Here is a 13,088-nt window from a genome sequence, read left to right as displayed (position 1 = left end):
ATGACATCCCTGGATCAGGAACGTCCATGTCCGCAAATAACGCCTTCCACATTGCCGTGCTGGCCGGTGACGGCATCGGTCCAGAAGTCATGGCGCCGGCGATCGAGGTGCTGCGCAGGATCGAGCAGAAATCGGATTTGAACTTCCGCTTCACGGAGGCCCCGGCCGGCGCCAACAATTATCTCGCGACCGGAAAGTCGATGCCCGACACTACGATCAAGCTGTGCGAGGAGGCGGACGCGATCCTGCTCGGTGCCTGCGGGCTGCCGTCGGTGCGCTATCCCGACAACACCGAGATTGCGCCGCAGATCGAGCTACGCTTCATCTTCGATCTCTATGCCGGCGTGCGTCCGGCGCGGCTCATTCCGGGCGTGCCGAGCCCGATCGTCGGCGCCGACCAGCGCGGCATCGATCTCGTCGTGATCAGGGAATCGACCGAAGGCCTGTTCGCCTCGATGGGCAAGGGCATCGTCACCCATGAGGACGCGCGCGAGATCATGGTGATCACGCGCAAGACGTCCGAGCGCCTGTTCGAGTTTTCGTTTCGCCTTGCCGAGCGGCGCAGGGCGCGCGGCAAGCCCGGTGCGCTCACCTGCGTCGACAAGGCGAACGTGTTCAAGGCTTTTGCCTTCTTCCGCGGCATCTTCGACGAGATTGCCAAGACGCATCCGGAGGTGAAGACCGACCGGCTCTATGTCGATGCCTGCTCGGCGATGCTGGTGAAGCGTCCCTGGGAGTTCGACGTGATGGTGATGGAGAACATGTTCGGCGACATCGTCTCCGACATCACCGCGAGCCTGATCGGCGGCCTCGGCATGGCGCCGTCGGCCGATATCGGTGACAAATACGCCGTGTTCCAGCCCTGCCACGGCACCGCCCCCGATATCATGGGGCAGGGCAAGGCCAACCCCACCGGCATGATCTTGTCGGCGGCAATGATGCTCGACTGGCTCGCCGACAAGCACGGCGTCGAGAGCGCGGCGGAAGCGGGCGAAACGATCGAGCGCGCGGTGGATCAGATCTATGCCGGCGGCATCAAGCCGATGGAGTTCGGCGGCAGCAACGGCACCGCCGATATCACGAAGGCGGTCCTGGGCGCGCTGTAGTCAAAGAAAAGGGGCCCGCGGGGCCCCTTGTCGTTCACCAGCGGTGCCAATAGCGGTGACGCCAGCCCCACGGACGCGGACCGTAGAAGCGCGGACCGCCGTAAAAACCGTAGGCGCGATAATAGTTCGGACGCCACCAGCAGCGGCCCCAGGGGTTACAGACCCAGCGCACCTGTTCGACTTCAGCGGCCGGGCCGCTGGCAATCTTGTCCGCCTGCGGAATGCCGTTCGGCATTGCCGCGAGCGCAGGGCCCGAGGCGAGCGCCGCACCGCCCAAGGCAGCCAGACCAAGAATAGCAAATTTGAGTGTCATCGCAATCTCCCTCGTTGGTGGCGGGAGAACTTTCGACAGATCAACTGGTTGCTGCTGCATCGAATTGCGCGAGGAATTTAATCTTCCTGAACGTCGGTTCAGCTTCAGCGCCCCTGGAACTTGGGCCTGCGCTTTTCCATGAAGGCCTGCCGGCCCTCGCGAAAATCCTGGGAGTCCATGCAGGCGTTGCCGATCGCCTTGATCGTGTCCATGTCGCGCTGGCTCTCGTCCTTCAGAATTTGCGCGATGGTGATCTTGGCGGCCTTGATTGCGAGCGGCGCGTTTTCGGAAATGGTCTGCGCGATTGCCATGGTCTCGCCCCAGAGTTGATCATCGGGGATCACGCGCTCGACGAGGCCGATGCGCAGCGCCTCGGAGGAATCGATGCGCATGCCCGTGTACATCAACAGGCGCGCCCAGGACGGGCCCACCAGCGACACCAGGTGCCGCAAGCCGTCGTAGCCATAGGCGATGCCGAGCCTGGCCGCGGGAATGCCGAACTCGCTGTCGTGCGAGGCGATGCGGATGTCGGCAAGCATCGCGACCTGCATGCCGCCGCCGAGGCAAAAACCCTGGATGCAGGCGATGGTCGGCTTGGGATAATCAGCGAGCAGCGCGCGCTGGGCGGCGCTGCGCTTGGCGTACTGCTCGGACGCCGCTGCGTTGTGCCGCGTCTTCTCGAACTGGCTGATGTCCGCGCCCGACACGAACGCCTTGCCGCCGGCGCCGCGGAGGATCACGACGCGCACCGTCTCGTCGTCGCGCAGGCTGGTCAGCGCCTCGCCAAATCCCTCCCACATCTCCAGCGACATCGCGTTGCGTTTGTCGGGATTGTTGAAGGTGATCACGCCGACGCCGCCGGTCGTGTGCTTGAGGATCTTGCGGCCGGCGTAAGCCGTTTCTGTCGTGTCGGTCATGTCGGACATCGCGCGCTCGCTGGTCGTTGACGAGGCAATGTGCGGCGCGGGCGCCGCCGCGGTCAACCGGGTAGGGCGAGGTGTATTGCATCCGCCTGTGCCGCGATCGCATGGCGCGGCGAGGTGTCGGCAAAAGCCGCGGGCGAGTGGCAGTAAGTGCCATGAAAAAAGGGCGGTCATGCCGCCCCGAGAAGGCCGCGCGCACCCCGCGCGGGCTCAGATACGCCAATCCGCTCGTTCAATCCGGCCGCGCCCCGCGACGCGACGGATTGAACATCGGCCGTTGAGGCCAGAGCGTCGATCGAATCAGGCTTCGTTCGCTGCGATCGATTCCATCAGCGAGACGAGCTGACGCTGCACCGTCTGGTCCTTGATCTTGCTGTAGGCGCGCAGCAGCCGGAGGCTGAAGGCGCTGTCGAGGAAGAGCAGGCTCTCCACTTCCCGCGCCTTGTTGTCGCCGTCATAGAAGAAGGTCACGGGCACGTCGAGGGCGGTGGCGATCTGCTGAAGCCGAGCCGCGCCGACGCGATTGACGCCCTTCTCGTATTTCTGGACCTGCTGGAAGCTGACGCCAAGCTTCTCGCCGAGCTCGGCCTGCGAGATCTTCATCTCGACGCGCCGCAGACGGATCCGCTTGCCAAGCTCAATGTCCGGCTTGCCGGCACTGCGCTGCTTCATTCTCTTCGCCGCTGTTTTCATACTTCTCACCGTTGTTCTTCGGTTGAAAATCCCCCGAAGAGCTGGGTCAGGGGTTCGCCCATATACGAGTCGTTGAATTCATGCGGATGCACGAACTCTTCCTTAAACCACGGGAAGCGGGCCGGATTGAAAGCCTCGATCAGCCAGTCAATCATGTGCCGCACGCGGGGAATCCGGCCGCTACCGGGATGGTAGGACAGCCAGATGTCCAGCGGTCGGTTCAGCTCGACCTCCAGTGGAATCAACTTCCCGCCAAGCGCAATGGCGTAGCTCGGAAATACGCCGATTCCGGCGCCATTCGCGACCGCCCAGTAATTGGCGCTCGAGACGTTGGTCTTCATGACCAGAAGGTCGCGCTCCGACACGCCCGGGAAGAAGCTCTCGAAAGATTCCTTCGCGGCGAGCTGGTCGGCGAATTGCAGCACCAGGCGGTGCTTGATCAATTCGGCTGCCGAGCGCGGCGCGCCATGTTTTGCGATGTATTTCTCCGAGGCCCAGAACATCAGATGCATACGGCCGAGCCGCACCAGCTTGACGTCGAGCGCCGAGGGACGCGACAGATGGATGGCGACATCGGCCTCGTGGCGGGAGACGTCGGCCGAACGCATCGCGCAATGCAGGTCGACCAGGATCTTCGGATAGGCTTGCTGGAATTCAACCAGCCGCGGTGCGAGCCAGAACGTCCCTAGTCCCTCGGTGACGGCGACGCGGACTTCGCCGGACAGGGCGTTGGCCGTCGAATCGCTGGTCCGCAGCACGTCGAAGGCCGCCGCCTCCATGCGCTCGACGGCGGAGACCACCGTCGCGCCTTCGTCGGTCAGATGGGTGCCGTGGACGTCGCGGGTGAACAGGGTGGTGCCGGTCTGACGCTCGAAATCATCGATCCGGCGACGGACGGCGTTGATCGACAGCGACAGGCGTTCGGCCGCCGAGCGGAAACTTCCACATCGGACGACTTCCAGGAATATGCGGGCCGCGTCCCAATCGGAGAGGCCGCTGATATTTGTGTTTGGGCGTTCTTCCAGCGGAACGCCCCTTTCCGCCAAGGAGTGCATACAATTCCCTTCGGTTTGCTAAACTGGCAGAATCTGGCGCAAACTACAACCACGGCGGGTTGCGGGGTGATGAGTTTTGAACGTCATCCTTACTGCGACGCGAGCGGTATTTGAGTGCTGCCGGGGTTGGGAATCGGGCAGACTGTTGCTCGTTTGAGGGGTCATCGCGTGAGTTCCGTTGCGAGCCTTGAGATGGCTGCGGGATTGTCGGAGCTGTCCGCAGTGGTCGTTCATGCGCGCGAGCCGTTGCCATCATCCCGGATGGATCAATCGCTGCACACCAGACGTTTGGTCCCGGATCGCTCCGGCGGTTGCCGCTGGCGTCGTGGCACGATGTTGGCGGGAACCGCCGTTTCACCGCAGAAGCACACTGAAATCGTGTTCAGAGGCTCAGAGGCCTCATGTTATCGTTGTCGCTCCACGGGGGCCGAAGGGGTCGTCACAACCACGTCTCGCAGGCCGATTTAACGGAAAGAACGCCGGTGTCGCATTCAGACGAACAGTTGCAGTCGGTGCTGGAAACGCTCGAGGAGTGCCGCAGGGTTCTCAATGCGAGCAACAGCCGCGAGTCGGCCGAGCTGCTGTCCATTGTCATTCTCGACGTCAGGATGAAGCTCAAAGGCATTGACGATGCCGATCTCAAGGCATTGTGCGACGAAATGCTGCGGAGCGCTGCGAGCGAACCGCATTCCCCTTCCAAGCAGACGCAGGTCCAGCCCCGGCGTCCGCTGCTCCGCGTGGTGAAGTAGCCGCGCCGCCGAGTCTCGCTTTTCGGCGAGATTTGAGCGCATCCCGATGCCGCACCTGTGATCAGAGACGGCATCGGGAGGAGCCCTGGATTCGCGCGCCTCTGTTGCGCATTCTCAGCCATCGGTTACACCAGAGCCGGTTCGGCCCTGGTCCGCGCGCGTTCCCCGCGCCTGGTGCCGGGCCTGAAATGGCTCCGACTGCATCATGCAAAATGTCTCGATTCCGGCGGCGCTGATTGCCGGCCTCGTCAGCTTCCTCTCGCCGTGCGTCCTGCCTTTGGTCCCGCCCTATCTGATCTATCTTACGGGCGCCACGATCGAGCATGTCGAAAGCGACCAGCCGGCCGCGGCGTCCAAGCGCGCGATCATGATGTCGGCGCTCTTGTTCGTGCTTGGCTTCTCGACCGTGTTCGTGGCGCTCGGTGCCAGCGCCTCGCTGATCGGAGGTCTGATCCGCGCCTGGTCGGCCGAGCTGTCGATTCTCGCAGGCATCGTCATCATCATCATGGGCCTGCACTTCCTGGGACTGACGCGGATCGGCCTGTTGATGCGCGAGGGCCGGCTGCCGATCCCCAAGCCCGTCGGGCTCTGGGGCGCCTACATCATGGGGCTCGCCTTCGCGTTCGGCTGGACGCCCTGCATCGGCCCGATCCTCGCCGCGATCCTGTCGATTGCCGCGGCCGAAGCGACGGTCACCAAGGGGGCGGGCCTGCTCGCCGTCTATTCCGCGGGCCTCGGCATTCCCTTCCTGATCGCCGCCCTGATGATCGAGCAGTTCTCCGCGCTGTTCACGCGGATGAAGGGCCAGCTCGTCAACGTCGAGCGCGCCATGGGCGTATTGATGGTGATCACCGGCATCGGTTTCCTCACCGGCGCGGTTTCGAACGTGAGCATCTGGCTGCTGGAGACGTTCCCGGCGTTGCAGACGATCGGGTAGATTGGCTGTTTTTCGGTGCAGATCAGGCAACCGCCCGACTCATCGCCGATGCCTCTTCATTTCGTTCACCGCATCTCGTCCAGCGCGCACGTCACCGTGCAGACGACGCCGCGCGGCAGGAAGTCGACAGTTGCCTCGCCGCCGAGTTGGTCGCGCGCGCTGCGCTCGACCAGGCGCGAGCCGAAGCCGCGTTGCACTGGGGCCGTCACCGGCGGTCCGCCGATCTCGGTCCAGATCAGCCGCAGCCGCGGCTTCGGCGCATCGCCGATGACCTCCCAGTCCAGGGTCACCCGGCCGGTCTCGTTGGACAGCGCGCCGTACTTCGCCGCGTTGGTGGCGATCTCGTGCACGATGATCGACAGCACCACGGCGGGCCGCGGCGACAACGGCACAGCCGGGCCGGCCATCCGGATGCGGTCGGGCTTGCCGGGCAGGAACGGCTGAATTGCGCGGGCAATAACGCCTCTCAGCTCCGAGCCCGCCCACTTCTCCTGGCTCAAGAGATTGTGCGCTTCGGCCAGCGCGCCGAGCCGTCCCTCGAACTTGGTCCGCTCGTCCCGGCTGGCGCTGCGGAAGGTCTGCACCGCGATCGCCTGCATCAGGGCCAGCGTGTTCTTGACTCGGTGGTTGAGCTCCTCAATCAGCAGATTGTGCAGCATCTCACCGCGCGCGATCGTGGTCGCCATCCTGACCGCGAAGGTCAGGCCGGTCAGCAGCAGGATGCCGCCGATCAGGCTGGTGATGGCGATGTTGCGCCAGAGCGGCGCGATCAACGAGCTCTCGGCGACGCCAGCCACGACCGTCCAACCGGTCAGGTGCGACCTGGTAAAGGCTGAGGACAGCGCGACCCCGTCGAGCGAAACGGTCGAAAGGGCTGCCTCCGACGCCCGAGACATCGCATCGTACAGCGCGCCGGAAGCCTGCTTGCCGACCGTCTCGGCAGGGTTCGGTGCGCGCGCGAATACGACGCCCTTGGTGTCGAGCAGGGCCACTGTCCAAAGCCGGTCAGGGCGCTGCTTCTCCACCAGCTCCTGAAAGATGCTGATCGGCGGGCTGAAGCAGAGATCGTAGATCACCTCGCCGTCGCGCAATACCGGGACCTCGACGGTGAGCACCTGCCGCCCATTGATCGCGCCGGTGAACAGGTCGGAATATTGCGGCGACCTGGTCGCGAATACCTTTTCGATGATCTCCAGATTGCCGCGCGGCGGCAGGCGCTCGATGTCTTCCGTCGTCGAGGAGAACAACAGCCGGCCCTTGCGGTCGGAGATCAACACGAGACCGCCCTTGCCATACTGGTCGAGGAAGCCGAGCGCGATGCGGCGGAAATTCTGGAAGTCGTCGTTGCGCAGCGAATTCGTCAGCGCCAGGACCTGCAGGCCGCCGGTCATCCGCTGCACTTCGGAGTCCAGCACAAGGCGCATGCTGCGCACGTTCTCCAGCACGCGGCTGGTCGCGTCAGTTCGATCCTGCTTGTAATTGTAGACGGCAATGCCGACCGCGAAGATGATCAGCGGCAACATCGTTCCCGCGACCAGGAGAGCGAGCCGGACTGGCAGGGTAAGCTTTGACAAACGCGGGCGTCCCGATTCCAGCGCAGCGGCGCCAGATTATGGGTTTGGCAAAGACCATAAGGGCAGCCCTTTTCCGGCGCCACGATTTTCGCATCCGCGAGCAGTCCGGGAGATTTTGCGATGCAGCCGGAGGGGGGCAGGTCATCGCGATCGCGGTCAATAGCAGACGCGTGGCGTAGACAGCCGTCAGACTGAGCCCGGCGATCCGGGGCCTCTCGATGCGATTTCATGCTCTAAGTGGGCGGCCGCCGCTGGCGGCAGCCGCCGGAGGTCACGTCGTGATCAATCGATTTCCTGAACGACCGTGCGTGAGCCCGGATCCACCAGCATCACGCGATCGCCGGAATAGACGTAGCGGTACTTCGTCAGCGACGGGCCCCAATCCGCCGGAACGGCCTCAAGCTCGACGTCGGCTGGCACCGTCGCGCCGACCACGATCTTCTCCTTCGTCGTCACCGGACGGACGCGGTGCTCGGTGATGTAGGATTTGATCTTGGTTCGGTATTGCGGCTCGATCTGAACTGTCGCCGCATGACCCGTTCCGGTGGTGGTCACCACAGTGGATTGCGCGAAAGCGCCGGTCGATATCAGGACCGCCGCAGCGGACAGCAGGAACAGCTTTTTCATCTTGTTCTCCTCAAAGGAATTAAGTGTGCCACCAACAACCTGGGGTGAGCGAGGTTCCCAGCCGAGGGAACAAATTGCCGCTTTTTCCCGTTTGTAAATCGACCGGGCCACACTGCCCGGGAAGTTGGAGGAGGAAAACATGAAGCTGAAGATTGCGACCGCAGCACTGATGGTTGCTGCTTTCTCCCTGCCAGCGTTCGCGGCCGACGAGTTCTACGTCGTCCAGGACGTCAAGACCAAGAAGTGCACTGTCGTCGATAAGAAGCCGACAGACGCCTCCATGACCGTCGTCAGCCCTTCAGGAACGGTCTACAAGACGCGCACCGAGGCTGAGAGCAGCATGAAGACCGTCAAGGTCTGCACATCCAATTAGGGAGAGTGTTGATGCCCGTATTTATTCTCTGGGCCGTGCCGGCGATCATTGTGATCGGCGGCGGCATCTATCTGATTGGCCACATGCACTAGGCCTGTCGCGGGAGGCGGGCGGACCTCTGCGTGCAGCGCACAAGCCCGCAAGCCTTCCGTCTTTACGAGAGCCGGAAGTGGCGCATGCGGCCTTGCGCCAGCAGGAACGAGTTGCAGTGCAACAGATCGCGCAGGCGTAGCTCTGTGACGAAGAGGAGCGACAACGTCCGCGAAATGACTTCCGTCCCGCCGTAGTTTTTCATACGCTCCCCGAACGCCGGCCGTAAGCCGCCGCGCTCACGCCCCGGCCACAGGGGCGGAGCATCAAAGGGAGGGGAGACGATGAAGCGAAGGTCATTTCTCGCTGGTATCGGCGCGACCGCTGCGATCGGCATGCCTTCGATCCTCAGGGCGCAAGCACCGATCACGCTGAACGGCGCGGTCCAGTTCAACGACGATCATGCCTTCAACCGGGCGCTGATCCGGTTCGAGGAGCTGGTGAAGAAGTACTACGGCAAGCCGGTCAATTTCACGCTGCACAAGAACTCCTCGCTCGGCCTCGAGAAGCAATATTTCGAGTATATGTCGCAGGGCAAGGCGGTCGACTACGGCATCGTCTCGCCGGCCCATATGTCGACCTTCGCCAAGGCGGCCCCATTCATCGATGCCCCCTTCGTGTTCAAGGGCATCGAGCACATGAACAAGGTCGTCGAGGCCAATATCCTGACGCCGATCGCCGACGAGGTCGCGGCGAAGGCCGAGGTCGTTCTGATCGGTTATGCCGGTGGTGGCATCCGCAACATCTTCGCCAACAAGCCGCTCAAGAATCTCGCCGATCTTAGGGGTCTCAAGGTTCGCGTGCAGGGCGCGCCGATCTGGTCGAAGACATTTGCGGCGGTCGGCATGAGCCCGACGGTGATCGCCTATAACGAGATCTACAACGCGATTCAGAATGGTGTGATATCGGCCGGCGAAAACGAGGCGGCCGGCGTCGAAGCGATGAAGTTCTATGAAGTGGCCCCGCATCTCAGCCTGACGCAGCACGCGGTGTCGATCCGGCCGATCTGCTTCTCGGTGAAGACGCTGAAGACCTTGCCGAAGGATCTGCAGGACGCGATCATGAAGGCCGGCAAGGAGGCAGGCGACTACGGCCGTCAGCTCGAATCGAGCGAAGAGGTCGTCAAGCTCGACACGCTCGAGAAGGCCGGCAAGCTCAAGCGCGTTCCCTTCGAGGAGCGCGACGCCATGAAGAAGCTCGCCGATCCCGTGATGGCCACCTACGCCAAGGAAATTGGTGCTGAAGCCATTTTCGAGAAGATCAACGTCGTCTGAGGTCGCTTTGTCCGCCGACAATAGTCCGGGCAGGCCCCGCTTCTTGCCCGGAAGGCGGATGAACTGCGGCAGGGAGCCCCAATGTCTGAAATGCCCGTCCCGTCCACACCGTCGCTGTGGCGTCGCGTCACGGCGGCCTATGGGAAGCTGCTCGAATTCCTGCTGGCCGCCAGCGTCGGTATTTTGGTTCTTCCGGTCACGCTGCAAATCATCTCGCGCTACACGCCCTTCATTCCCTCCTACATCTGGACGGAGGAGATGGCGCGGTTTCTCTTCATCTGGACCATCATGATCGGGGCCATCGTCGGTGTGCGGGAAGCGCAGCATTTTGAGGTCGACGTGTGGCCCAATCTGTCGCGGCGATCGGAGGCTGCGGTGCGGATCCTCGCCCGTCTCGGCGTGCTGGCATTGGCGTTGGTGTTTTTATTGGCCGGCATGGAGTTTACCCGCTTCGCCTGGAACAGAACTTCGGAACTTGCCGATCTGCCGCTTTGGTTGATTCACATTGCCTGGCCCGTGACCGGCGCGACGTGGATCGTCTTTGCAGGCGAACAGATCATTGATGAAATGCGCGTTCTGGTTGGGGCAGGGCGATGAGCGGCAATGTACTCTCTGCCGGACAGGCCGCGATGGTGCTGTTCGGGGTCTTCATCAGCCTGCTCATCGTGCGCGTGCCGGTCGCTTTCGCACTCGGTCTTGCCTGCGTGCCGATCCTGCTGATCGAGCCGCACCTGTCACTGATGACGCTCGCGCAGGAGACCTTCAACGCGTATAATTCATTCATCCTGCTCGCGGTCCCGTTTTTCCTGCTGACGGCGAATCTGATGAGCATCGGCGGCATCACCGACCGCCTGGTGGCGCTGTCGCGCTCGTTGGTCGGGCACTGGCCGGGATCCCTGGCGCAGATCAACGTCGTGCTGTCGGTGTTCTTTGCAGGAATTTCCGGCTCCTCGACCGCCGACGCGGCGAGCCAATCAAAAATCTTCATCGATGCACAGACCAAGGAGGGCTACGATCTCTCCTTTTCCATCGCCATCACCGCGGTTTCTGCGGTGCTGGCTGTCATCATCCCGCCATCGATCCTCATGATCGTCTGGGGCGGGCTGATCTCGACCTCGATCGCGGCGATGTATCTAGCCGGCATCGTGCCGGGCCTGCTGATCGCGGGCGCGCAGATGGCGACGGTGCACGTCTATGCCGTGCGCCGCGGCTACCCGACCTATCCGAAGGCGACCTGGGTCGAGATGCGATGCGCCATTTGGCGGTCGATACCAGCGCTGATGACTCCGTTCATCATCGTCGGCGGCATTCTGCTCGGGTGGTTCACTGCAACCGAGTCCGCCTGCGTCGCGGTGCTCTATTCCGTCGCCCTCTCGGCGTTCTTCTATCGCGAGACAGGCCCGCGCCAATTGTACAAGGCCCTGCTCGATACCGGACGCCTTTCCGGCGTGGCGCTGTTTTGCGTCGGCACCGCGAGCGCGTTCGGCTGGCTGCTTGCCTATTACAGGATCCCGCAAGAGCTGCTGGCCAACGTCTCGACATGGGGCATGGGCAGCGTCGCGGCCGGCTTCTTCATCGCCTTCTGCTTCCTGGTGGTGGGCTGCTTCCTCGACGCCATCCCGGCGATCATCATCGTCGGCACGGTGCTGGAGCCGCTAGCCAAATCCGTCGACCTCCATCCGGTCCAGTTCGCGATCATCTCCATCGTCTCGCTGGCCTTCGGACTGGTGACGCCGCCCTATGGTCTATGTCTGATGATCGCCTGTTCGATCGCGGGCGTGCGGCTGCGTTATGCTCTGAAGGACACGGTGATCATGCTGATTCCGATGCTGCTCGTGCTGGCGGCGCTCATCGTTTGGCCGAGCGTGTCGCTGTTCTTGCCGCGTCTGATCGTGCCGGAGATGCTCAAATGAGGCGCTGATGGCGCGATCCCGCGGCGACGGCCGCGGGATCCATTCCATCGCTTACAGATTGCTCTCGGTGATCGCGGCGTAGACCATGCTGCGCAGCTCGCGACGGATCGGATAGGCGCTCGAGGGCAATACCTGCGTCATGAAGATCGTGATCAGCTCTTCGGCGGGGTCGATCCAGAACGAGGTCGTGGCCGCGCCGCCCCAATTGTATTCGCCGGGGCTGCCGGCGATCAGCGTGTCGGCCGGGCGCATGGTCACGGCAAAGCCAAGACCGAAGCCGATACCGTTATAGGCAGCTTCCGAAAACAGCGAGCGTGACACCTCGGGCAGGAAGCGTCCGCCCGGAATGTGGTTGCTCGTCATCAGCGCCAGCGTCTTCGGCCCGATTAGCCTGACGCCACCGAGCTCGCCACCGTTGAGCAGCGCGCGGCAGAAGGTGAGATAATCGGCGACCGTCGAGCACAGCCCGCCGCCGCCGGAGATGAAGGAGGGCGGCGACAGGAAGGAGCTGGTTGCCGGATCATCCTGGAGCGTCAGGCCCTCGCGCCGCTGGCCCGCATGGAACGTCATTCCGCCGCCTGGATCGGCGGAATAGCAGGCCGCGAACCGATGCGCCTTCGAGGCTGGCACGTGGAAATCGGTGTCGGTCATGCCGAGTGGATCGAGGATGCGCGCTTTCAGGAACTGCTCGAACGGCATGCCTGAAATCTTGCCGACGAGATAGCCGAGCACGTCGGTCGCGACCGAGTAGTTCCAGGCCTCGCCCGGCGAGAACTCCAGCGGGATCTTTGCAAGGGCCTCGATCATGGTCTGGAGCGTGCCGGACTTCTCGACCTCGCCGATCTTCTCGGCGCGATAGGCGGCATCGACATTGGAGCGCTGCTGGAAGCCGTAGGTGAGGCCGGAAGTATGGCGCAGGAGGTCGACGATCAGCATCGGCCGGGACGGCGGCCGGGTCAGGAAGGCCGGGTAGGTGCCGGCGACGAACACGCCGAGATCCTTCCATTCCGGAATGTACTTGGCGACGGGCTCGTCGATCGCGACGAGACCTTGCTCGACCAGCATCATGAAGGCGATGCTGGTGAGCGGCTTCGTCATGGAATAGATGCGGTAGATGGTGTCGTCCTTGACCGGCACTTTGCGCTCGAGGTCGGCAAGGCCCTGAACCGAGCTGTGCGCGACCTTGCCGCGGCGGTAGACGAGGAGATGCGCACCCGGGAACCGGCCCGCGTCGATGTACCGGTTCTTCAGATGCGCATCGACGCGGTCGAGTGCGGTCTTGGACATGCCTACGGATTCGGGCGAGGCGGGTGTGGGCGCGAGCATCAGTTCCTCCGGGCAGTTTTTGTTGCTCCGTGATAGCCGAAATGGCGGACTCATTCCAAGCCGGTCGCGCTTAACGCCGGCCGGCCGGTTGGTGTAGGCTCCAATCTGGAACGCCGCCAAGCAGCCCCAAGAGAT

The 13,088-nt window shown here is 63.1% G+C and carries 15 protein-coding genes; 7 read left to right on the top strand and 8 right to left on the bottom strand.

What is annotated here, in order from left to right:
• Positions 1-26 precede the first annotated feature (26 nt).
• Positions 27-1,106, top strand: a complete 1,080-nt coding sequence (locus IVB12_RS25125; protein WP_247303052.1) for an isocitrate/isopropylmalate dehydrogenase family protein — start codon at positions 27-29, stop codon at positions 1,104-1,106.
• 34 nt (positions 1,107-1,140) lie between these two features.
• On the opposite strand, the gene IVB12_RS25120 is transcribed toward IVB12_RS25125, so the two are convergent.
• From IVB12_RS25120 to IVB12_RS25105, 4 genes are all read right to left on the bottom strand, one after another.
• Complete coding sequence (locus IVB12_RS25120; protein WP_247303050.1) at positions 1,141-1,419, bottom strand: hypothetical protein; 279 nt, start codon at positions 1,417-1,419, stop codon at positions 1,141-1,143.
• A 104-nt stretch (positions 1,420-1,523) separates the two neighbouring features.
• Positions 1,524-2,345 (bottom strand): enoyl-CoA hydratase, encoded by an 822-nt coding sequence (locus IVB12_RS25115; RefSeq protein WP_247303047.1) that lies wholly within the window; start codon positions 2,343-2,345, stop codon positions 1,524-1,526.
• Positions 2,346-2,642: 297 nt separating this feature from the next.
• Positions 2,643-3,014 (bottom strand): helix-turn-helix transcriptional regulator, encoded by a 372-nt coding sequence (locus tag IVB12_RS25110; RefSeq protein ID WP_014497036.1) that lies wholly within the window; start codon positions 3,012-3,014, stop codon positions 2,643-2,645.
• Between the two features lie 26 nt (positions 3,015-3,040).
• Complete coding sequence (locus IVB12_RS25105; protein WP_247303045.1) at positions 3,041-4,090, bottom strand: LysR family transcriptional regulator; 1,050 nt, start codon at positions 4,088-4,090, stop codon at positions 3,041-3,043.
• A 401-nt stretch (positions 4,091-4,491) separates the two neighbouring features.
• On the opposite strand from IVB12_RS25105, the gene IVB12_RS25100 reads away from it, so the two are divergent.
• Positions 4,492-4,839 carry a hypothetical protein gene (locus IVB12_RS25100; RefSeq protein WP_247303043.1) on the top strand — a complete coding sequence of 116 codons (348 nt, stop codon included), beginning with the start codon at positions 4,492-4,494 and terminating at the stop codon, positions 4,837-4,839.
• A 205-nt stretch (positions 4,840-5,044) separates the two neighbouring features.
• Positions 5,045-5,776 (top strand): cytochrome c biogenesis protein CcdA, encoded by a 732-nt coding sequence (locus tag IVB12_RS25095; RefSeq protein ID WP_247303040.1) that lies wholly within the window; start codon positions 5,045-5,047, stop codon positions 5,774-5,776.
• A 65-nt stretch (positions 5,777-5,841) separates the two neighbouring features.
• Here IVB12_RS25095 and IVB12_RS25090 read toward each other — a convergent pair whose 3' ends face one another.
• Together IVB12_RS25090 and IVB12_RS25085 are read right to left on the bottom strand one after the other, a co-directional pair.
• Positions 5,842-7,299 (bottom strand): sensor histidine kinase, encoded by a 1,458-nt coding sequence (locus IVB12_RS25090; protein WP_247303393.1) that lies wholly within the window; start codon positions 7,297-7,299, stop codon positions 5,842-5,844.
• 333 nt (positions 7,300-7,632) lie between these two features.
• On the bottom strand, positions 7,633-7,977 hold the full coding sequence (locus tag IVB12_RS25085; RefSeq protein ID WP_247303038.1) for a DUF1236 domain-containing protein: 345 nt from the start codon (positions 7,975-7,977) through the stop codon (positions 7,633-7,635).
• Between the two features lie 139 nt (positions 7,978-8,116).
• Here IVB12_RS25085 and IVB12_RS25080 point away from each other — a divergent pair, with 139 nt between their 5' ends.
• Positions 8,117-8,350 (top strand): hypothetical protein, encoded by a 234-nt coding sequence (locus tag IVB12_RS25080; protein WP_247303037.1) that lies wholly within the window; start codon positions 8,117-8,119, stop codon positions 8,348-8,350.
• A gap of 154 nt (positions 8,351-8,504) precedes the next feature.
• Here the strand turns inward: IVB12_RS25080 and IVB12_RS25075 are convergent, their stop codons facing one another.
• Entirely contained in the window at positions 8,505-8,645 is a 141-nt protein-coding gene (locus IVB12_RS25075) for a hypothetical protein (RefSeq protein ID WP_247303035.1), read from the bottom strand.
• Positions 8,646-8,724: 79 nt separating this feature from the next.
• On the opposite strand from IVB12_RS25075, the gene IVB12_RS25070 reads away from it, so the two are divergent.
• From IVB12_RS25070 to IVB12_RS25060, 3 genes are all read left to right on the top strand, one after another.
• The gene (locus IVB12_RS25070; RefSeq protein WP_247303033.1) at positions 8,725-9,714 is read left to right on the top strand and encodes a TRAP transporter substrate-binding protein; all 990 of its coding nucleotides are present in this window, start codon (positions 8,725-8,727) and stop codon (positions 9,712-9,714) included.
• Positions 9,715-9,795: 81 nt separating this feature from the next.
• Entirely contained in the window at positions 9,796-10,311 is a 516-nt protein-coding gene (locus IVB12_RS25065) for a TRAP transporter small permease (RefSeq protein WP_247303032.1), read from the top strand.
• Complete coding sequence (locus IVB12_RS25060) at positions 10,308-11,627, top strand: TRAP transporter large permease (RefSeq protein ID WP_247303030.1); 1,320 nt, start codon at positions 10,308-10,310, stop codon at positions 11,625-11,627. Before IVB12_RS25065 ends, IVB12_RS25060 begins: the two co-directional genes overlap by 4 nt.
• A 51-nt stretch (positions 11,628-11,678) precedes the next feature.
• Here the strand turns inward: IVB12_RS25060 and IVB12_RS25055 are convergent, their stop codons facing one another.
• Positions 11,679-12,953, bottom strand: a complete 1,275-nt coding sequence (locus tag IVB12_RS25055) for a serine hydrolase domain-containing protein (RefSeq protein WP_247303028.1) — start codon at positions 12,951-12,953, stop codon at positions 11,679-11,681.
• Positions 12,954-13,088: the final 135 nt, after the last annotated feature.

This window comes from Bradyrhizobium sp. 179, from assembly GCF_023073535.1.
Taxonomy (GTDB): Bacteria; Pseudomonadota; Alphaproteobacteria; order Rhizobiales; family Xanthobacteraceae; genus Bradyrhizobium.
This window is presented reverse-complemented; position numbering and strand designations above follow the sequence as displayed.